General features: G+C 43.8%; 17 protein-coding genes. 12 read left to right on the top strand and 5 right to left on the bottom strand.

All coding sequences use genetic code 11. The features are described 5' to 3' along the window. Positions 1-923 (bottom strand): IS110 family RNA-guided transposase (locus IS446_RS00295; RefSeq protein ID WP_203057168.1); only part of this gene is annotated, 923 nt, incomplete at its 3' end. 408 nt (positions 924-1,331) lie between these two features. On the opposite strand from IS446_RS00295, the gene IS446_RS00290 reads away from it, so the two are divergent. The 3 genes from IS446_RS00290 (at position 1,332) to IS446_RS00280 (ending at position 3,830) form a co-directional block, all read left to right on the top strand. Then, the gene (locus IS446_RS00290) at positions 1,332-1,952 is read left to right on the top strand and encodes an FEKKY domain-containing protein (protein ID WP_203057167.1); all 621 of its coding nucleotides are present in this window, start codon (positions 1,332-1,334) and stop codon (positions 1,950-1,952) included. 159 nt (positions 1,953-2,111) lie between these two features. After that, entirely contained in the window at positions 2,112-2,531 is a 420-nt protein-coding gene (locus tag IS446_RS00285) for a hypothetical protein (RefSeq protein ID WP_203057166.1), read from the top strand. Between the two features lie 819 nt (positions 2,532-3,350). Beyond that, entirely contained in the window at positions 3,351-3,830 is a 480-nt protein-coding gene (locus IS446_RS00280) for a hypothetical protein (RefSeq protein WP_203057165.1), read from the top strand. Positions 3,831-3,987: 157 nt separating this feature from the next. On the opposite strand, the gene IS446_RS00275 is transcribed toward IS446_RS00280, so the two are convergent. The 3 genes from IS446_RS00275 to IS446_RS00265 form a co-directional block, all read right to left on the bottom strand. Continuing rightward, positions 3,988-5,355 carry a hypothetical protein gene (locus tag IS446_RS00275; RefSeq protein WP_235996350.1) on the bottom strand — a complete coding sequence of 456 codons (1,368 nt, stop codon included), beginning with the start codon at positions 5,353-5,355 and terminating at the stop codon, positions 3,988-3,990. A gap of 213 nt (positions 5,356-5,568) precedes the next feature. Continuing rightward, positions 5,569-7,290, bottom strand: a complete 1,722-nt coding sequence (locus IS446_RS00270; RefSeq protein WP_203057164.1) for a coagulation factor 5/8 type domain-containing protein — start codon at positions 7,288-7,290, stop codon at positions 5,569-5,571. Positions 7,291-7,387: 97 nt separating this feature from the next. Then, a complete protein-coding gene (locus IS446_RS00265) occupies positions 7,388-9,169 on the bottom strand; it encodes a glycoside hydrolase family 13 protein (protein ID WP_203057163.1) in 1,782 nt (593 codons plus the stop codon). Between the two features lie 278 nt (positions 9,170-9,447). Between IS446_RS00265 and IS446_RS00260 the strand changes: the two genes are divergently transcribed. From IS446_RS00260 to IS446_RS00245, 4 genes are all read left to right on the top strand, one after another. Continuing rightward, entirely contained in the window at positions 9,448-10,107 is a 660-nt protein-coding gene (locus IS446_RS00260; RefSeq protein WP_203057162.1) for a hypothetical protein, read from the top strand. A 217-nt stretch (positions 10,108-10,324) separates the two neighbouring features. After that, positions 10,325-11,971 carry a dipeptidyl-peptidase 3 family protein gene (locus tag IS446_RS00255; protein ID WP_203057161.1) on the top strand — a complete coding sequence of 549 codons (1,647 nt, stop codon included), beginning with the start codon at positions 10,325-10,327 and terminating at the stop codon, positions 11,969-11,971. 147 nt (positions 11,972-12,118) lie between these two features. Then, the gene (locus IS446_RS00250; protein ID WP_203057160.1) at positions 12,119-12,346 is read left to right on the top strand and encodes a PLDc N-terminal domain-containing protein; all 228 of its coding nucleotides are present in this window, start codon (positions 12,119-12,121) and stop codon (positions 12,344-12,346) included. 63 nt (positions 12,347-12,409) lie between these two features. Then, positions 12,410-13,036 carry a hypothetical protein gene (locus IS446_RS00245; RefSeq protein ID WP_203057159.1) on the top strand — a complete coding sequence of 209 codons (627 nt, stop codon included), beginning with the start codon at positions 12,410-12,412 and terminating at the stop codon, positions 13,034-13,036. 348 nt (positions 13,037-13,384) lie between these two features. On the opposite strand, the gene IS446_RS00240 is transcribed toward IS446_RS00245, so the two are convergent. Further along, positions 13,385-14,446 carry a nuclear transport factor 2 family protein gene (locus IS446_RS00240; protein ID WP_203057158.1) on the bottom strand — a complete coding sequence of 354 codons (1,062 nt, stop codon included), beginning with the start codon at positions 14,444-14,446 and terminating at the stop codon, positions 13,385-13,387. Positions 14,447-14,682: 236 nt separating this feature from the next. Between IS446_RS00240 and IS446_RS00235 the strand changes: the two genes are divergently transcribed. The 5 genes from IS446_RS00235 (at position 14,683) to IS446_RS00215 (ending at position 21,549) form a co-directional block, all read left to right on the top strand. Further along, positions 14,683-15,615: a bile acid:sodium symporter family protein gene (locus tag IS446_RS00235; protein WP_203057157.1), complete on the top strand. Its 933-nt coding sequence runs from the start codon at positions 14,683-14,685 to the stop codon at positions 15,613-15,615. Positions 15,616-15,619: 4 nt separating this feature from the next. Then, a complete protein-coding gene (locus IS446_RS00230; RefSeq protein WP_203057156.1) occupies positions 15,620-16,780 on the top strand; it encodes a 1-acyl-sn-glycerol-3-phosphate acyltransferase in 1,161 nt (386 codons plus the stop codon). Positions 16,781-17,220: 440 nt separating this feature from the next. Next, on the top strand, positions 17,221-19,035 hold the full coding sequence (locus IS446_RS00225; protein ID WP_203057155.1) for an AMP-dependent synthetase/ligase: 1,815 nt from the start codon (positions 17,221-17,223) through the stop codon (positions 19,033-19,035). A gap of 342 nt (positions 19,036-19,377) precedes the next feature. Then, positions 19,378-20,283, top strand: coding sequence for a glycoside hydrolase family 16 protein (locus IS446_RS00220; RefSeq protein ID WP_203057154.1), 906 nt, complete (start codon positions 19,378-19,380; stop codon positions 20,281-20,283). Between the two features lie 579 nt (positions 20,284-20,862). Further along, positions 20,863-21,549, top strand: coding sequence for an SH3 domain-containing protein (locus IS446_RS00215; protein ID WP_203057153.1), 687 nt, complete (start codon positions 20,863-20,865; stop codon positions 21,547-21,549). Positions 21,550-22,481 lie beyond the last annotated feature (932 nt).

Here is a 22,481-nt window from a genome sequence, read left to right as displayed (position 1 = left end):
GATGTAGCCACTGCGAAGGCTTGCTTCAGCAGTTTATTAGCTACAGCAATCAGGGCCAGTTTTTTACTTTTTCCTTTGTCGACTATCCGGTCATAGAGTTCCTTACAGGCTTTATTGTGTTTACAGGCCGAGAAGGCGCATAAGAACACCAGGTTGCGGAGTTTCTGGTTTCCTCTTTTACTGATCCTGCTTTTGCCGCGAACACTTTTGCCTGACACCCTAATGGTAGGGGTGATCCCCACATAACTGCATAGCTGTGAAGCGTTTTCAAACTTGGTAAAACCATCGGTGATGATGATAAGAAACAAGGCTGTTTTAGTCCCCATTCCGGGAATGCTTTTCAGGTTTGTTAATTGCTGTTGCTGCTCCTTCTTGACCAACTCCAGCAAACGTGACTCCAACATCTCGATTTCCTTGTTTAAATGCTTTAGCGTGCGGTTCAGAGAGTGGTAAACTACTTTTGAAGGTCTTCCCAAAGCTTCTTCGCCATGAAGCTTGTTTTTTATGGCTGTTCGTTTTTTCAGGTAACTATCCAATAAGCGAAAGAGCTGCAGGCACTCTGCCTGTGTTTCATTAAGTGCATTGTAAAGAGGTACTTGATTCTTTTGGGCATATTCACAAATAGCCCTGGCATCGCTCTTATCTGTTTTTACTTTAGACAACTTCATCTGAATAAAACGCTTCACCTGAAGAGGATTTACCACTGATACAGCAACGTTCTTTCGGTAAAGAAACTGAGCGAGTCGATAATGATAATACCCTGTAGCTTCCATCACCACCAGCCCATCCTTATCCAGGGTTTTTAAAAAGGATTTAAAGCCGGAAGGGTCATTAGAAAATTTTTGATGAACCCCTTGTTCATCCATTACATCGAATACATCTTTACTGATGTCTACTCCGTAGATTTTAGTATTTTTAGTCATAAGAACTGAATGAGGAAAGAACAGGCTACTGGAGTTTCAACAACTTAGAATCGAGATCTGGACGTCTCATAGAACTGAACGAAATAGCAGTAGAAAAGAGTGGGGATCATCAATGTTGACGAATTGAAAACATTCACTGGCTATATTGACCTTAATCCACTCTTTTGTTCTTTCTGATTGATCTTTAAAAATTAGACAAATCAAACTTAAGTCGGCTATATCTCATGGCTAGTGTCGTACTTCTAAAAAAGAAAAAAATAGTCATGAACCCAACCAGGCTATTCGTTTCCATCGGACGCATTAATCAAACCGCCCACCACGAGCCATAGGCTTGCCGTTGTACAACATATAGGACCGAAATTTTGCAACAGAATAAATTGAATATCGTCTTTTAAAAAAGTAAAATTTATGAGAAAAATAATTTTGACTTTGACATTGGCATTGTTCACTTCAATGGCTTTTGCAACTGAAATTTTGGCTACTGTTGTATTTGAAAACTTAACGGACAAAGAATTTAAATCAGGAAAATTCACAATTATTGACCTGAACAAAAAAATTGAGATTTCTAAAGCAGAAAGTTTTAAAATCACTTTGCCGGAAAAAGGAAAATATCAATTCAGTTTTGTTTCTGATGATTTTACTGCTTACACTTTTTATCCAACAAGAATAAATAAAAGGAAAAACACAATTACAGTTCGGTTAATGGAGAAAACTGACTTTAATAGTGGTGGAATTTATTCTTTCCCAATGAATTTGGAAACTGATTTGACTGATGAAGAAATCGAGCAACGAATTGAAAATGGAACTCTGAATTTCATAATTCACGGAATTGATAGTTCATTACCAAAAGAATATGTTGATTTTAAAGAAAAATATGGGATCGGACTTACCAAGGAGAACTGTGTGATTGACCCTTTGTCTTTCAAAAAAGCGACTGAAAACAATCAAATGATTTTTGACTTTTTAAATAAAAAATACGGAACTGAATGGCAAAATGAATTAAAAACAAAACCATTCGGAATTAAATAAAAACGTTCTACAACATCGGCTATATCTCATGGCTAGTGTCGTACTTCTAAAAAAGAAAAAATTTTCATGAACCCGACCAGGCTATTCGTTTCCATCGGACGCTTTTTACAAAACGCCCGCCACGAGCCATAGCCTTACGGTTGGAATAATATTGAAAAAATGAAAAAGATATTTTTTGATAAACTCGATGGTCGAAATAATAAATTATTGGGGATACCTATGGTGGTATTTGTTCTAATTTATGTCTACACTGCATTCACTGATCGAGACTCGAATATTCATCAAATCTCAGTCATCTTGTGGTTAGGATTTTCTGCAATATTTTTTGGAAAACAATTCTTTTTTAAAAATTACAATGGATGGAATAAAAAATTTATAACCATCAAGTTAAATACCTTTTTATCAAAATATATTTTATTTAAAGACATAAGTTCATACACTTTTGAAAATGAGATATTAGAAATTGTGCGAAAGGATGGCAGAAAATTTCAGTGGTCATTAGTGAACTTAAGAACTAACCACTTAGATAAATTAGAAAAAATATTAAAGGCCAATACTATTGCCAACAAGAAGCTATAGCTCATGGGCTACTACAGTACTTCTAAAAAAGAAAAAATAGTCATGAACCCGACCAGACTATTCGTTTCCATCGGACGCATTAATTAACCCGCCCGCCACGAGCCACAATCCTACCATTAGCCAAAAGTTGAAAAAAATGAGTAAAATAATTAATAGACCACATCTTGTTTTCTTGCTTTCAACTCCGATAATAATCCTAATAGGATTCTTAATCAGGACAGAAATATTGCACATCAATGTTCTCGATACTTATTTCGTATTTAGCAAAACTGATCTGACAATTATGATTGTCATTCTTTTTATGATCATAGGGTTAAGTTATTTGCTTATGATTAAATCAAACAGAAGTTTATCCAGATGGCTAAGTCTTATTCACATTTCACTGACATTTGGAGGAATTTTACTCATTATATTTTTAGCTCAACTTTTCCGCGAATCAAAAATGGAATACGACTTTAATAATGCTCTGAGTTCAGCAATTTCTCTAATAGCATTGATCACGATTATTGGACAAATAGTATTTCCGATTAATATGATCTACGGACTAATAAAAAATAAAACCAGTGGCTGACATCGGCTATAGCTCATAGGCTAGTGTCGCGCTTCTAAAAAAGACAAAATAATCATGAATCCAACCAGGCTGTTCATTTCCATTGGACGCACAAATAAACCCGTCCGCCACGAGCCCAACCCTTGCAGCACATTATGAAGTCACCCATACACAAAATGAATACATTCAGAGTTCTTTTATTGCTCATAACGATCGGAACTATTTCCTGTAAAAATTCTGAAAAGGAATATGATAAATTGGAAATTGTTATGAAGTATTATGAAGTTCTTGACCAATCGGATATTTCCGGAATCGAAACTTTGCTCACCGATAGCCTATTGACAAAGGAAACCGAATATGACTATGAACAAACATTTTCCAAAGAAGAATACATGGAATGGCTAAAATGGGATTCTGTGTTTGAGCCGACTTACAAAATCCTCGAAATCGCACAGGTAAACGGAACTGTTACAGCTAAAATTTCAAAAACTGACAGAAGAATCTCTTTCCTTCACAATGAGCCTATTGTGACGGACCAAGTTATCCGTTTTGACAAGGATAAAATAATCAGTATTGAAACAACAAAATATGTGATTTTTAACGATTCAACCTTTGTGAAAAACAGAGATAAACTCTTGAATTGGATTGACGAAAATCACCCTGAACTGAATGGATTTATCTATGATCAAACTAAAACTGGTGGATTGAAATACTTAAAAGCGATCGAACTATTTGAACATAATAAATAAGCGGGCTACAATAAAGGGCTATAGTCCACGGCTAGTGCAGTACTGCCAATAAAAGAAAAAATAGTCATGAACCCAAGGAGGCTATTCCCTTCTATCAGAAGCATGGATCAACCTGCCTAACAAAGCTCAAAGCCCGACGGTCAACCACAATTAAATATCAATCATTCCCAACAAAATTGGCCCTGCCAAAAAATCTTCGATTTACGAAGTTATTGAGATTAGATCCGAACCGATAATTGAATCCGAATCGGGTATCGATATTATACGCTGAGGGTAGGGTTACTCTCCCACTCAAAATATCCTGTTCGGTGAAATCGCCGGATGCCAGGTAGATCTGGTCTTTTACATAGTTGCCTTCTGCCCTTACGTAAAACGAAAAATTCCCGGTGACGCGGACTTCCGCTCTAATATTCAACCCTGTGGACCAAAAGTTAAAATCGTCCAGATAATTTCTAAAACGGTACCCCACTTCCAGGTTACCCCAGCGCTTATTTAGCCCCAGGCTGGCTCTCAAACTATGGAGAACCCTTGTTTCTTTACTGGCACCGTAAATGGTTTCTTCGACATAGTTATTGTTCCTGACTTCAACCCCGTAATTCACTCTTAGAAATCTGGAATTCTGCACTGCTTCCGGAAAAAAATTGTACTCTACAGCGGGTCTGAAGCTACTCTGAAATTTATAATTAAGGCGGGTGTTCTGACGACCTGCCATATCATATCCATAAGACCATTGGGGTGAAACAGACTTCACAAGCTGGTGACTAAATCCAAATTCTGACACATCAAAGTTATTCACAACCTCATCGATGATCGGGTTACCGGCTCCATCAAGAACCGGATCGCCATTGCCATCAACTCTTGGTACTTTTTGGATCGTTCTCCTCAGCCTTTCGTCTATTCTTCCGGACAGGGATATTTTCCATTTATCTGTGATTCGATTGATATTGATGTCTCCTCCAAAATTGATGTCACTGCTCAATTCCTCTAATTCGATATTTGCATCACTACCCAAATTGAATACCCAGTAATTCCAGGGATCAACGCTTTCCTCTATAGCCTCTTCCAGGATGCCGGCATCTGTCTTCATATTGATCTCGATCTCCTCTCCGGCTGTGGTTTTCGCAACGTACGGAGCTAACCCTAATTTGATAAATCGGGTTAGTTTTTCCCGTACCTCAAAGTCAGTGTCTGTTTGCTTATTATTTACATAGAGGGTGTCTGCTTTTCCGGTATGAATATTTTGCTGGCCGGTAAAGATCAGTTGATATTGGGTTCCTCCTCCACCAGATCTGTTCGTATTGATCAGTATAAAGACGTCAGCCTTCTGATTATCCCTGTAGAAGTCAACGGCCGTAATTTCTGTTCTGATAAAATCCAGATCACAACCTCCATCCCAACGTTCACAACCATCGATAAATACCCTGAGTTTATTGGCTGGACTGAAATCATCGGATACTGTTTGACCGATTGCAGGTGGATTAAAGGAAAAAAATGCCAGAATAGTCAGAAGTTGTATTATTCTCATTGGGACAGTGTTAATTTAGGTTGACAGCACTCATAAGAGTCAGCTTAGATACAGGCATTAAAGCTAAAATTGCGCTTTACCATAATTGGGTGAATGCTAAGTGAGCATTCTACCCGAAAAAGCAAAAACACCATTTTCGTGTTTTCACTCACCGCAAATGTAAGTAAAAGCTGTTGTTGTTTGGTATGTGAACAAAAATGAAAGTTTGAGGACCTACTCCTTTTCACTCCCTTTAAATCTGTCATAGTGCTTGAGCTCCCCGGGCTCTGTACACGGCCCAAGTCCGTTGATCACATGGTTTATGCCCCCGTTGCGTCCGGCGAAGGTGGAGATGTGATGAATGGTTATCCCCGGATGATCCGGGACTTCCATGGCATTTTCCAGTCTTACCTCCTTTGAAACCTCAGGTTCTCCTTTAAAAAAGCTATAGATCCCCAATCCATACGCCTGGTGGTGGTGCACATGACCGGCCACCTTATAAGAAGCAAAGCCCGGTTTGCCGTTATCATTCCACACCTCAAGATTTGGCGGATCATAAGGAATTTCAGACTGATAGAAATAGGTCCTGCCATACTCACCATTCCATAGCGTTTGGTAGCTTTGAAAGTGCTCGTTAAATAAGCCGTAGATGGTCACGTGGTCTCCGTTAACCACCAGGCCATGTTTATGCTGACCTTCCATCCAATCGGTTCCGGTGCCATGGTCGGCCCGCCACAACCAGAAGTGATCCCCGATCACATTATTACTGTTAATGGTCAGGGTGGTTGCTACCTGTCCTGTTGAAGCACCACCTACCCTGCAATAGATGTCGTGTAGTGAGGTGGGGTTATCGCTGTGATCTGCAGCAGCATCCGGTGATCCGATCTGAATAAGTGTGGGGGAATACTCAGGGCCGGCATCGACCATAAATCCCGCTAATTTGAGTCCGCGAACGTCATCTGTAGCCAAGGCGATCTGTCCGCTTTGAGGCACCAGTGTGGGTAACCCGAGTCCCAGAACCACGGTATTGGGCCTGGTGACGTTTATGGTTTCCTCCAGCTTGTAGATCCCTGGAGTCAATAGCAAATGCTTCCCGGATGCCAGGGCTGCATTGATAGAAGCCGCATTGTCTTTATCCGGGAAAGCGATGTGAAAGTGAGCTATGGGTATAAGTTCCCCCTTTTCATCCTTATGAATCCAGGACGGACCGGAGGTATCCCGCTGCAGTGCAGGAACGAACACTGCCCACCCTTCAGCTTCGGCATACGTTAAAAAAGGTTTTTCACGAACTACCGGTGTTTTTTCTATGACCGTTGTAGGCTTCTCAGGCCATGTATCTTCCGGAGCTCCTGCTACCCCAACAAATACCCGATTCCAGTTACCTCCTTCCCACGAGCCTATGGTGGAGTTCCTTGTAAACCATTGTTGTCCGGTCATTAATCCTGCCCTGCCCTCGATCACCGAGTTGGCCAGGAGGCCTCCACTGGCCCAACTGCCTTTGTCAAAATTTATGGATCCGGCAACGTGCATTCGCCGGTATGGAGCGGCCTGGGATACGGCCCAATAGATCATCTTATCATCCCGGGGGATCACCTTAAAGTTTTCCGCACCGCGCCAAAACATCGTGGTCACCTTATTATTGTTGGTCGAGGCAATCGATTGAACGGCCCCATTGATGGTGACCTCTTCGGGATACCTTCCTAAACCCAGGGCCTGAACGTAATAATCAACGGTGAGATCCAAATCGTAGGTCCCGGGTTTAAAAAGCAGGGCATAGCGCTCTGTCCCAAATTCGCTGTACTCTTGCTGCTCGTGCAACGCCTCAAGTGTCTTGCACATGGCCTCTTTGTCCATGGCATCGTCAAATACGAGCACGTGTTCACCGAAGATATCGGTGTACGGTGATGTATCGAGGGCATCAACCCTTTTATTTGCATCGGAACATCCTGTTGACATACTAAGCATGGGTATTAAAATGATATTGAAAAGAACCTTAAGATAAAAAGAATGGTAACGCATTATGAGCTTGGTTTTGTCTGTTATGGATCAAGACTTACGGTAAACTATAGATCGCGATCCCATTGCCACGCAGGACTAGTCCGTTTCCTTCTTTCAATGCTCTTCTGGCGTACAGCGGTTCTGAATGCAGATCGAATTTGCCGGTGTCGACAGTAACGTCTTGCTCTGAAAAGTTTAATAACACTAATAATTGTTCATCTGACGATCGGCGGATATACCCCAAAACATTTTCCGGTAGGTCTCCCTTGGCTATCAGTTCCAGATCTCCGGTTTGCAGGGCCTCATGTTCCTTGCGCAATTGGATCACCTCCCGGTAATGTTGCAGTAGTGAATTAGGATCGGCCATGGCATCGGCCACATTGGTTTCTTTATAGTGTTTCTCTACCGGTAACCAGGTTTCCGGCCCTGTGGTAAATCCGGCATGGGCTCCGCTGCTCCATTGCATGGGCGTACGGCAATTGTCGCGGTTAAAAATAAAGGAGCTCTTTTGCATCCACTCCGGTAATTCCAGCCAATAGCTCGCCAGTGGATCCTGTGCTTCTGCCAGGGAAATATCCCCGTTCCTGGTACCGATCTCTTCGCCCATATAGGTAAAGGGTACACCGCGAACGGTATATTGGAAGGTTGCTAACACTTCGTGTTTCTTCGGGTCATTATCCAACCTCGAGATCATGCGGTGCTGGTCGTGGTTCCCGAACACATAGGTAGGCACCAGGGGTTTTGGGTAGGCCGCTTCGAAATCGCTGAGCTTACCATGGAAGAAATCAGCCGAAAATTCGAATCCTTCCAGGATATCAAACAGAAATACAAGGTTGAGTCCGTCGTGCGACTCCATCCCCTGCAGTTCCCGCATATGGCGATGTGATCCCAACACTTCCCCCACCATGAACTTTTCCTTGGGGTAACTTTCCAGTACCTCCCGCAGCTCGCGGGCAAATTCGACTACTTCGGGTTGGTGGAAGTTGTACAAGTGGTTTCTGAAAAGCCATTTGCGATTGTCAAAATCGGGTAAATACCGCGCTGTAGAAGGGTTATCGCGTAACTGTTCATCTTCGAAAATAAAGTTAAAAATATCGAGACGGAAGCCATCCACATCCTTGTCAAGCCAGAAACGTACCATATCAAAGATCGCGGCTTTCACCTCCGGATTACGCATATTGAGATCGGGCTGAAAAGGCAAAAAGGCCGCATAGTACCACTGATCGCGCTCTTCGCTGTAATTCCAGCCGCTTTCCTGCCCTACGATATTGGTCCAGTTGTTTGGAGGTCCGTCGTTCTTACCGTCGCTCCAAACGTACCAATCGCTCTTCGGATTGTCTTTCGAACTTTTAGATTCCAGAAACCAGGGATGCTGATCTGAGGTATGGTTGAGTACCATATCAAAAACGATCTTCATATCGCGACGATGAACCTCAGCGATCAGACTGTCGACCATATCCATATCCCCATATTCCGAACCGATCTCGCGATAATTCGCAATATCATATCCGTGGTCCTTTAGCGGACTCTCAAAAAAAGGCGAGATCCAAATGGTTTCAAATCCGACGGAATCGATATAATCCAACTTTTGAATGATCCCCCTAAGATCACCAATACCATCGCCATCGGAGTCGTAATAGGAACGGGGATAGATCTGATACACGGTGGTGGACTTCCACCAATCGTCGGAGGTATCGTATTTGGATGTAATGGTGGAAGGTAATGCTGCAATGAGCTCTTTCGGATCGTGACTTCTGAGGTTGTACCAGGCGAACCATGCAGCAGACAGCAACACGATCGCTAACAGGCTCAGGAAGAGTCTTTTTAAAATTTTCATCAGATCGCAATAGTTTTCAAGTGTCGTTAAAAAAGATGTGCAGGGGAATCAGGATCGAATTTAGGAATTCCCTTTAGCTTCAGCAACAGCCAAAATAAAAATCTCCACAAGCGCTATCCGGATGATACAGGCACCGATGAAAATTTTACCAAAGCTACCGACATGTAGGATATTTACGCTATATTAAACCTAAAATTGCGAACGGGAATACATCATAATATCCGATTTATTTTTCACCCCCCCTTATTTCGCTTTTTCAACCTTAAAATACGCTCTTCATGAATAAATTTATGGCCCTTCTAAATGCAACCCTCACCTTTATCGGTATCGTTCTTATCGGTATTGTTTTCTATGCAGAACTTCCCTCCCCTTACTCCTGGATGGCTTTGATCTTATCGGCTTTTACAGGAGGTTACCTCAGCCTTCGGGTGTTCAGAATGATCGATCGTCGCGGTTACCTCACCACTATTAGTGGCGATAATGCCTCCTATGAGCTAGACGACCTTGTACCCACCCCGGGTAGTGGAATAAGCGTATTGACTCCTATGGCCCTGGAACAGCTGTACAGAGATGGTAAAAACACTTTGGGCCCGGTTACCGTATCGATCTGGGGCGATTGGAAGGGCAGAAAGCTCAATGAAAAACACCAAATAGATTCGGTTGCCTATAACTCCGGGGAAAATACCTTGACCATAACCTTTACCGATCAATGTGTATTGCGCGTCAAAGCCCCTGCTACTATACACTATTGCAACACCTATTTAAAGATCATGAAAGCAGGAGAGGTATCCTGGTATGTGTCGGGCGCTAACGCAGCCATGGATGAATACCATTACCTGAATACAGGAGGCCAAATACAAACCCGGTCAAACACCTCATGGAAACCAAAATACGAAGACCTGGGCGCAGGCATGCATGCCATTTACCTTCAGGGATAAACACTAAAGCCAAACATATGAAAAGGCTCATGCTCATTGCCTGTCTTACTTTTTTGTTTCAGACTGATCTTAAGGCGCAGACCATCTTCGAACTGGATCCCTCCCAAAGCATGCTTATGACGGGTAAAGGTTCCGGACAGGACGGGACTATAAACCAATGGTCACCTCCCCGTTTTTTCGTAAATTCTTGCCGCAATTATAACCTAAGGTATACACCATGAAAAAAATCCTTTTGACCGGGCTTGCCCTTACTTTATTTGCCTGCGGGCAACAAAAGAAAGAGCAGCAGGAAGCACCACAAGCAGCTACCACTGCAAACGACCCTATACAGGAAAAGGTTGATGAATTTGCTGAATTCACCCTGACCACCGACCTATCGGTACTCACCGAAAACGAAAAACAGATGCTGCCCTTACTTATCGAGGCAGCACAGCTTATGGACAAACTCTTCTGGAAGGAAGCCTATGGCGATAAAGACAGCCTGATGGCCGGACTGAACGCCTCACAGCAAGACTTCGCCGCCATTAATTACGGACCCTGGGAGCGTTTGAACGATGATGAGCCTTTTATTGAAGGAGTTGCCGCAAAACCTGCCGGAGCACAGTTCTATCCGGAAGACATGACCAAAGAGGAATTCGAAAACTGGGACAACGCCGATAAGACCAACGCCTACTCATTCGTACGCAGGGATGACAATGGCGAACTCTACCTGGAATCCTATCACGAGGCCTTTGCTGAAGAGATCGGCAGGGCTGCCGGGTTGCTCAGAGAAGCTGCTGCCCTGTGTGAGGAAGAGGGCTTAAAAACCTATCTCACCCTGAGAGCCGATGCCCTGGAGCGCGATGATTACCTGGCTTCTGATATGGCGTGGATGGATATGAAAGACAACACCATCGATATGGTGGTTGGGCCCATCGAAAATTACGAGGACAAGCTCTATAACTACCGCAACGCCCATGAGGCTTATGTGCTCATTAAGGATAAATCGTGGAGCGAGCGTTTAGAAAAGTACGCTTCCTTCCTGCCGGAACTGCAAAAAGGACTCCCCGTTGCCGATGATTATAAGAAGGAAATGCCGGGAACCTCATCGCAACTCAACGCCTATGACGTGATCTATTACGCCGGCGATTGTAATGCCGGTAGTAAGACCATCGCCATTAACCTGCCTAACGATGAGCGGGTACAACTCGAAAAAGGCTCGCGCCGTCTCCAATTGAAGAATGCCATGAAGGCCAAGTTCGATAAGATCCTGCTCCCGATCTCTGAAGTTCTGGTAACCGAAGACCAGCGCAAGCACATTACATTCGACGCCTTTTTTGCCAATACCATGTTCCATGAGGTCGCTCACGGACTCGGGATCAAGAATACCATTAACGGCAAGGGTACGGTTCGCGAGGCCCTGAAAGAAAAAGGTTCGGCCCTGGAGGAGGGTAAAGCCGATATCCTCGGACTGTATATGGTGACCAAACTGCACGAAAAGGGTGAGATCCAGGGGGAGCTCATGGATTACTACGTGACCTTTATTGCGGGGATCTTCCGCTCGGTGCGATTTGGAGCAGCCAGTGCTCACGGACAAGCCAATATGATCCGTTTTAACTACTTCCAGGAAATGGATGCCTTTAGTTATGATGAGGCAACCGGACAATACGCCGTGAACCTGGAGAACTTCAAGGCAGCCATGAATGCCCTGTCTGAAAAGATCCTTACCCTGCAAGGCGATGGCGACTACGAAGGAGTCACACAACTCTTTGACGAAATGGGGCATGTGAGTCCGCAATTACAATCGGCTCTCGATAAGGTTTCAGATGCCGGTATCCCAAGAGATATTGTCTTTAAACAGGGCATAAGCGCCCTTGGACTATAAGTATTAAACCACGCTCTGGCCTGTATCCCCTGCGGGATAAAGGCCGGAGCGCGGTATATTCTTGACTTCCCTGCCGCGGAGGTCAGTGACATCCCCCCTTCCTTCGTATAGCATATTTCACTTATATTGCATTATAAAATATATTCTATGCAAACCGTTTTCCTTGTCAGTGGCTGGCCACAGATCATTAGTATATTCATTTTCTTATCGCTATTCGTAGTTTTGCCCATTCTTGCATTGGTCGATCTTCTCAAAAAAGACTTTGAGGGTAATAACAAACTGCTTTGGGTGATCGTGATCGTTTTTCTGAATGTTATTGGCAGCTTCCTCTACTTTACGATCGGAAGAAAAAAGGCCATTCCCCGCAGGGCTTAAAGGGGAAATTCAATTTCCATACCACCTGCCAAGTCTGGTGTGGTATTTGAGGAAGAGTTTCCTATGACAATAAAACATCACATTTCGATCCTTATTTTCGCACTGGTATCTCTTATTGGGTGTAAGAGTACCGCACCCAAAAAGAAGATCCTGGTTCAAAAGAATTTTGGTACCCATTATCCGTCAGATCACCTGCGCGGAGTCGATATCCATCCGGAAAACTATGCAACATGGTCTGATATTCTGAGGAGAGTTCTAAGTGTTGCGTGTCAGGACAGCATCCCCAAGGTGACCTTTGAAACCGATAAAGAGAAAAAAGTGGTGTATTTCGATAATTATTGCCCTGAAGCGTATTTGTGCGTCCTGGTCAAGCAGAAGAACATCCTTATCATGCACAACGATTCGATCAGTAAGGGTGGGGGAAAATTTTATACCATAGACAGCTTAGCTCCCTTTTTAAAACGCGATATTGAAAATAAAGGGAAAGATCCCTTATGGAGTGATCATCCAAACAAACTGACAATTTACCTCTCCTATGACGACAATAGTTTTGAAAATTTCGAATCTACGTTGGATACGCTTACCAAGACTTACGAAAAATTAACGGAACGTACCGATATCAATATCCTTTTGGATGTGAAAAAGGAGCTTTCTCCTCCCCCGCCTCCTCCGTCTGGAATGAAGAATTAGGTACCGTATCTACAGAGACAAGCAGATGATCGCCCTACGGGTAACCCTTATTTACCTATCTCCGATTTAAACCCCTACCTTGGCGTTATGAAAAGTCACATGACCATTCTTTCTTTCCTTCTCTTCATCCCCCAACTTCATTCTCTATGCCTCAAGGGTATTCGACAAACGATACGGTATACGGAGTCCTCACCAAAGACCTTAAAAAGAACTAATTGTGTTCTACGATACCGGCGAAACAACAAACCTTGAGGGCACCACAAGGGAGCTGATCGTTTATACCCGAAAACAAGATACATGGGTTCCCCTGGCCCTATCAACGCAGGCGGTAAACAGCGATCTCACCTATCAGAAAGTAACTTCAGCCTGCAGATCACCAGTATAATTAGGATCTACCGCTGCACGGTAGTACTCGCGGAACCCTAAAACAGCCTCCGAAAGCTCGGGTACGCCGATCATAACATCGCCTTCTGTGTAGTAATCGCGGGAATAGACAACACCGGTAGTTCCTTCAGCAAACTTTACGATCGACATGCCCGGTGCCGTAAAGGGAGCACCGTTAAGCGTACCCGACATCGTCCAGGTCGCCATGTAGATATCATTGGCTACCGTTTCGTCTTCGACCGTAGTGATCAGATCTGACGATCCGGCGAACAGCCTCCCTAAGAACTCGGTCATGGTTTCCGGCCCATAGATATCGACAATGGGATCGTGGTATTCGTATTCAGGCTCCAGGTAAGGAATAACCTCGAACCAGTCGTTCGCATTGATCTCTACCAATTGACGTCCGATCACCAACTGATCGTCGGTTAACTTGGATCTTGGAATGATCTTACCCCCGGGAACCGTTTTGCCTGCCGGGAACGGACATTCAAAGGTTGGATCCACACTACAGCGGTAAAAGGTCCGGAAGCCCAAAATGGCCTCGTCTAACCCGGGTATGGTCGCCATGATATCACCCTCAGAATAATAATCGCGCTGGTAGTACACCTGTGCCGAATTGGGTAGGAATTTAAAGATGGATATCCCTTTCGCCTCATAGGGAACCCCCAGGAAATCACCACTCATCACCCAGGTAGCCGAATAGATATCACCCACCAACGTCTCATCTTCAATGATCGTTACAAGATTAGGAGACGATTCCAGGATAAGCTTGTTTAAAAAAGTGGTCATATCCTCGATTCCGAAAACATCGACAATGGGATCGTGGTATTCGATATCATCTGTGTAAAACGGTAAGACCTCAGCGACCTGAGGCGCCTGAACTTCAAGTAAAGCACGCCCCACAACAAGACGTTCCATATTGAGATCTACAGCATCCGAATTCGAATCGTCGTCGGAGCAGGAGGTTGTGAATATGAGGGCCAAAGCCCCTGTAATTACAGCTAAAATACGGGCAAACTTTTTCATTGGAATATGTGATTAGGTTGTATATCGCTTCAATGATCTGATAAACAACGATATAGTTATCGTAATTTAGGGGAAAAAAGTAAGAAAAGTAAACTTTAAAGACATAAAACCGCTTAATCCTAACTACTTAACCCTTGCGAGCAACTTTCCTAAGGAAATTGACCATTACCTGCTCTTCAAGCCAGTCAGATCGCAGAAAAAAATTCAGGGAACTTTTTTTTTAGTACTTTGCCCCCATGCTTAATACGGAAACCACATCATTACAGGATGTCACCATAGCCTTTAGCGAGGGTAACATTACCCTGGTTAATATTTGTTTATCGATCATCATGTTCAGCGTTGCCCTATCGGTAAAGTTTGACGACCTGAAGGTGCTGGTACAAACCCCATACACCGTGATAACCGGGTTAATTTCCCAATACCTGGTATTACCGGCGGTAAGTTTCTTACTGGTATGGATCTTAAAGCCCGAGCCCGGACTGGCCCTGGGTATGTTGCTTGTAGCCGCCTGTCCTGGGGGGAATATCTCCAATTTCTTTTCGATGCGTTGCGGCGGAAATGTGGCGCTGAGCGTGGGACTCACCATCATGGCCACCCTGCTCGCACCCCTCATGACCCCGGTGAACTTTGAATTCTGGACGACCAAGCTTGAATACCTGGAGCCCCTGTTTAACGGGATCGCTCTTAACTATACCGACCTGGGCATTACCGTACTTCAGATCCTGGTGATCCCCCTTATCCTGGGGATCTGGTTCAACACCCGTTTTCCCGGACTGAGCCTTAAGATCACCAAGCCTTTGCAATACCTCAGCGTGCTCATCCTGATCGCTTTTATTGCGGTGGCCTTTTACGGAAACGGACAAATATTTATTGATCACTGGTATCATTTCGTATTCCTGGTTCTGGCGCAAAATATCGTAGCGCTGCTCAGCGGATACCTTATGGCACGGTTCACTGGTCGCAATACGGCCGACCAAAAGACCATTGCCATAGAAACAGGGGTGCAAAATGCCGGACTGGCCCTGGCGCTGGTGTTCACCTTCTTCGAACCCCGTGGCGGACTCGTACTGCTGGTAGCTTGGTGGGGCGTGTGGAATATTGCCGCCGGACTTATCGTATCTCAGATACTCAGAAAATGGTCCCTAATTCGAATAACTTCTAAAGCTTAAACGTATGCTTTTATACAGGTTCGTAGACATCTGGGCGCGCATTACTATGTTCTTTTTCTTCAGAAAGATCAAAGTTACCGGAAAGGAAAATATCCCGAAAGGCCCGGTATCTGTGATCTTTGCCCCCAATCATCAGAGTGCGTTTCTGGATCCGATCGTGGTGGTACTGAACTGTGGTAAGGAACCCTGGTTCCTTACCCGTGCCAGCGTTTTTAAAGGCAACTTCGTAAAGAAACTCCTCAAGACCATGCATTTGATCCCCGTATTCCGGCCGCGGGATATGGTCGATATGAAAACGGCCAACAATCAGACCTTCGAATTTTGTCATGAAGCACTGATGAAAGGGGAAGACCTTATGATATTTCCTGAAGGCAACCACGGCATGCAGAAACGCCTTCGCACGCCGCTTAAAAAAGGGATAGGTCGCATTGCCTATCGCGCAGCCATGGCCATGCAAAACAATCCCGAAAAAGACGTTATGATCGTACCGGTAGGGATCAATTACGACCACCCTACAGGGATGCGTACCGACCTGCTTTTACAGTTCGGAGCTCCCCTATCCATGAAAGCTTATCTGGCTAACGAACATTCAGAAGTTGCCGTGCTCAAAGTCCTCAGGGAAGACCTGGCTAAAGGCCTGCAGGACCTCATGATCGATATTCGTCCGAAAGAACGCTACGACGAATTGGAAAAAGCGTGGCAGCAGCAACGGGAATATTTGCCTTCTCTCCCCGAAAGGTTCAGCAACGACAAAAAGATCATCGCTGCGCTTTCCGCTTCAGAAACCCTCCCCTCCACACCCACAAAGAAACGTCCACGGGGTGTCTTACACACCATCTTATTGGTGCTTGGTTTTCCGTTCTGGTTACTCGGACTCTTACTCAATATCCCATTTATCCTGGGAAGCAGGTACCTCTTAGATAAGGTGGTAAGCGATACCCACTTTTTACAATCCATCAAATTTATCTGCATCATGGTGGGAGTGCCTCTATTTACCCTGATCACTGCAGGTATACTCCACGCGTTTACCGGTTCGTTCTGGATATTTGTGGCCCTGATCCCCTTTCTGGGACTGCTGGCATACGAATACCAGACCCGTATTCTTAAAACACCCGCTCTCATTCTCACCAAAGACCTCGCAGGTGAGTTTCTCCCGGAAGATTAGCCGATGGCTGCCATAGCCAGGGAGTACAAACCCCGATCGAACTTTTGGTTATTACTATATAAGCCATAGCGGTTTGAACCATTGACTTCTTAGAGATGCATTCACTATTTTAAAGCAAACCGTTCACAAAAGGCCTTTGCGCACAACGAACAAGAGGGAAAGCCACATCACATCGGGTGTGTTATTTTTTTGATGCTCACATGCTTTGGCACGGTTTTATGGGATGAGAACTGACTGTAATTGCGAGAAGTTTATTTTTTGCAAAACTGTAATTGGCACGAGCGAATTAAACAACAAAAGGTTAATTTAGCCCTTTACAAAGGTACGCCTGCAAAAGTGTATCCCCGGAGACGGGAATTTGGTGTTAACCGGTTCAAAAAACGAACCACCAACCTGAAAAAGAACAAACAAACAAACAAACAACAATTCATATATCAAGAATGAAAAATCAACTTTGCGTTTCCCTTTTCGAAACCTTTAAGAACCATCCCGATCGTATCGGGTATGCTTATAAAAAGAGGGGAGCCGACCAATGGAGTGAGATCAAATGGAGTGAGGTGGAGCAGCGCATCAGGCAGATCGCCTATGCCTTGCTGGATCACGGTGTAAAACATCAGGACAAAGTGGCCATCTATGCGCAAAATTCGCTGGAGTGGTTGCTTACCGATGTGGCCATTATGGCTATTGGAGGTGTCACCACGCCTATCTATGCCACCAATACGGCTAATCAGGCGGCTTATATCCTTAAAGATGCTTCGGTACAACTGTTATTTGCCGGTGATGCCGAGCAGGTGGAAAAAGCCAAAGAAGTATTGGATGGTAAGACCACCCCTTTAAACACCATCGTTTCGTTCAACAACGAGGTGGCGATCGAAGGAGAAGGCTTGCACCATTTTGACCAATTCATCGACATTGCTGTAACCGAAACCCTGGAGCAAGAGTTTAATACTCGCTTCGCAGCCGTAAGTCCCGAAGACCTGGCCACCCTGATCTATACCTCGGGAACCACAGGAGATCCCAAGGGCGTGATGCTAAGTCATGAGAATTTCTTAGCCACTATTGACAAACACGACGAATACCTGTCTTCGCTTAATGATAACGACCACTCCCTGTGCTTCTTACCCCTAAGCCATGTTTTTGAGCGCTCATGGAGCTTGTACTGTATGCACCGCGGATTAAAAAATTCGATACTGACCAATCCGAAACTCGTTGCTGAGACCCTTAGGGAAATAAAACCGTCGCTTTTCTGCACCGTACCGCTTATTTACGAAAAGATCTACAACGAGATCCACAACAGGTTGGCGACCGCCTCGAATCTGAAGAAGACCATTTTTCACTGGTCGATCGCCCAGGGTAAGGCCTATTACCAACTGAAGAATCAGGGCAAAAAGGCTTCTGCCCTTCTTAGCTTGAAGAAGTCAATAGCCAATAAACTCGTACTCAATAAGATCAAGGATATCGTTGGAGGGAATATGAAAATGTCGCCTACTGCTGGAGCTCCTCTCTCGGCCGAGATCCAAAGCTTTATGATCGCTGCAGGGATTCCTATCGTAATTGGATACGGACTCACTGAAACTACCGCTACTGTTACCGCATTTCCGGAGAACAATTACGAGATCGGCTCAGTAGGAAAGGTATTGGAAGGGATCGATATCAAGATCGGCGCTAATGACGAGATCCTGGTCAAAGCCACCACGGTGATGAAAGGTTATTATAACAAGGCTAACGAAACAGCAGAAGTATTTGAAGGGGAATGGTTCAAAACCGGGGATGCCGGAAGGATCGACGCGAACGGGAACCTGTATATCACCGATCGTATCAAAAACCTGATGAAAACCTCAGGAGGAAAATACCTCGTTCCCCAACAGATAGAGTCCATGCTTACCAATGACAACTTTATCGAACAGGCTGTACTTATTGCAGATGGTAAACCCTATGCTTCGGCCCTGATCGTTCCGAATTTTGAGGCGCTTAAGAACTATGCGGCCTCCCTGAATCTTTCTTATGCCGATGTGAGTCAGTTGCTGTCCCAGGCAGAGATCAAAGCCTTCTTTGAAGAGAAGATCAACAGCCTGCAAAAAGACCTGGCGAATTATGAGAAGGTAAGAAAGATCAAACTAATGGCACGGGAATTCTCTATGGAGCTTGAAGAGCTTACGCCTACCCTGAAGATCAGGCGAAAGATCATTCTGGATAAATTCCAACAGGAGATTCTCGACCTCTACAGTACAGACCGCTCGGTATTCGTGATGTAAATCCCGAACAGACGCATAAAAGTTATCCCCCTTTGTTGGTGCTACCAGCTTCGGGGGATTTTTTTGAAGTGAAGGGTTAAGGGCTACGAGTGATGCGAGATGCGGGAAGCGACAGCCGGGAACTAAGAACCACCCCGTCCTTTGGCCACCCTACCTGGCGGCAGGTAGGCCCTCCTTAGCAAGGAGGGGAATAGATTCAAACTTCTAACTACATACCTGCATACTCACTTCCCTATTTCCCTATTTCCCTATTTCCCCACTTCCCTAAATACCTACATACCTATTTACCTGCTTACCTATCCACCATTTCCTTACCTTTATAAGACATAAAACGTATGACCCATGAGAAGATCATCACTTATCGTTGCTTTTGGCCTAACCCTGTTCGCTGTACTGATCTCTTGCAAGCAAACTTCAAACAGTGAAAAAGCCAGTCCGGAAACTCCTCAAACTCCAACAACGCCGGAAGTAACCTCTATTGAGGTCGAGACAGGAGACGGATACCTGCCCGGGGCGTCATGGACCCTGGTCTGGGCAGACGAATTTGAAGGCACCACCATAGATTCCGCCAACTGGACCCGTCAGGTGTTGGAGCCCGGGCATTTTAATGACGAGTGGCAAGCGTATACCGACAGTCCTGAGAATGCTTATATCGAGAACGGAAATCTGGTGATCAGAGCCAACCATCGTGGTAAGGACCACGGGATGGGACAATACACATCGGCCCGTTTACACACGGGGAATAAACACGCCTGGAAATACGGTAAGATGGCTGCCCGGATCAAGCTTCCTGAGGGGCATGGTATATGGCCCGCTTTTTGGATGCTAGGAGCCAATATCAATGAGATCGGAGGCGATACGCCATGGCCGCAATCCGGAGAGATCGATATTTTAGAACTTTACGGATCTAAAGACGATGCGGTGGTCGAAGCCAATATTCATTATGCCGATACGTATGACCAACACGCTATGATGGGTGCGATTGCTTACACCTTAAAAGAAGGGAAATTTGCCGATGATTTTCACGTATTCGAATTGGAATGGAATTCCGAAAAGCTCACCTGGATGGTCGACGGCGAAGCCTATGCTTCTGCGCCTATCACCGGAGACGAATTCACCGAATTTCATAAGGAATTCTATATCCTCCTCAACCTGGCTGTGGGCGGCACCTATGCCGGACGTCCCGATGAGACCACGTCTTTTCCGCAACACATGTATGTAGACTGGGTAAGGGTGTATCAGCAATAGTAGTTGCTAAAAATTACATACCATATTCACATACCCTCCCGACCATACCGAAGTGGATTGGGCAAAATCCTTTATCCCTGCCCCGGCAAAAGAGACACTGATACCGGCATTTAAGAATACATTCCGGGTGATCACACGGTTGTACTCGAGGTGGGAGTAGTTTTAGGGGGCTTGACCCCTGTGTTTACAGGCCTTTCCAGAGGTTGTTTTTGGAGTGCCACCGAATGCGTAACCTTTAACAGAGTTTAACGTTTCAGCCTTTCCAATTTGATCCGATTTGATGTGTTTTGAAGGTTCCAGGGGTTGAGTATTTCATGTAGTAACGCGATCTTTCCAAGTGATTCCTCCAAAGACAAAATAGCCTGTCAGTTAGTGCCAATTCCATCCCCCAATCTTCCATAACTAACCTATGAAATGCTGGTTCCACTACTTTACTTAAAATCTTACTATTGTTAAAAGGGAAGTTTTAAGGGAGCTGAGTAATGTCTAATATATTCGACATTAATTATGTTCTTTATGGAATACCGTAATGGGTTTAAGAATGGGACTATTACCTTTAATTTTTAAATACCTAATGCCATGTATTATAATATTGTTCTGCTGACTTTATCTTTGTTTATTTCGAATTCTATTTATTCTCAACAAAACAGCAATGTAGATACTGCATCTTTAGATGCTTTAAAGAGAGAAATTAACGTTGTAGACAATCAAATAGATACCTTAATTTCTCTGAAGAAGGAGTTGCAATCAAAAGTTGTAATTCTTGAGGGAAAGAAGGAGGATTTGAATGTTGAAGGTGTTAAGGCTGCAGTTTCTTACAGTGACCCCTATTTAAGAGAGGAGCCTGATTATAATTCGAAAAAACTGTACCAATTGAAGTTTAAGGACACAGTACTTGTCCTAAGTAGATATGAGGATACAAATTGGGTTAAGGTGAGTCATAATGGAGTGGTTGGTTTTTTATTGTATGGTAGTCTTCAAGAGAATCCAGAAGTATTGGCTGTCTTTGATCATACGATGGCTCGAAAGTTAGAAATCTTGACAAAAAATTATGGTCGGGAAACCGCTCAAAGGATTATTCGTAAAACATATTGGATTGGAATGACTGATCAGATGGCTAGAGAAAGTTTGGGTCACCCTCAATCTGTTAATCGTAGTAAAGGATCTTGGGGAATCCATGAGCAATGGGTTTATAGGGAGAGAAATAAGACACTGTACCTATATTTTGAAAATGGTAGGCTGGCGAGCTATCAAAAACAGAAGTAAAGGGCATCCTTTATCCAAACGTATTTTTAATAAGGAATCAGACAGGTACTGTTTTATTCTGTCAAAGTTCTTATAGTGATCGGGCTTTCGAAAAGAAAAATGAGCAGTAAAAACACTAATTAAGACTACTATTCTTCCATAACTAATGTATGAAATGATGTACTAAAATCTTACTACAAGCACCTTAAAGTTGTAGTAAGATGAAACATAGGATTACTCCAATGTTTAGAGGGGTTAAGCGGAATCTGTAGTAATGCGTAACATGCCTTGGCGTGTTACCCTCTCGCTATTCCGCCTTAGTTTATAATCGGGTAGTGGTAAAATTTTATTATTAGCCATAGAATCAATCAAATCATTTTGCGTTCTTCAATACTAAGAACTCCTGTTACATAAATTAGGAGTTCTTAGTATTTATACAATAATTCTTTTGGTGTCTTTTACTGTAATTTTTATGATTGTTCTTGCTCATGATCTTTATCCTCGTAATACTTAATAATGGCTTCAATTAAAACTGCCGCAGCTTCTGAAATTTCTCTCATATTCATTGGTTATAGTTATTAATAATTAATGGAGTTTTAACTCTTATTCTTAGTTTTTTTGTCTTTTTGATGTTGAATAACGGCTACAATCAAACCTGCAGCAGCGAGAATTATGCTTTCCATAATTTTTGATTTTAGTTAATTATTGTTTGATTTATCATCTGTTTTCTTATTGTCTTTTTGGTTTTGAATAATGGCTACAATTAAACCTGCAGCAGCTAGAATTATATTTTCCATAGTTTTTGATTTTAGTTAATTATTGTTTGATTTATCACCTGTTTTCTTATTGTCTTTTTGGTTTTGAATAATGGCTACAATTAAACCTGCAGCTGCAAAAATGATTTTCTCCATGATCTTGTGTTTTTAGTTAATTATTATTTGATGTGTTACCTG

This window comes from Robertkochia sediminum, from assembly GCF_016786255.1.
Classification (GTDB): domain Bacteria; phylum Bacteroidota; class Bacteroidia; order Flavobacteriales; family Flavobacteriaceae; genus Robertkochia; species Robertkochia sediminum.
The sequence above is the reverse complement of the archived record's forward strand: the minus strand, read 5'-3'. Positions and strand labels throughout refer to the sequence as shown.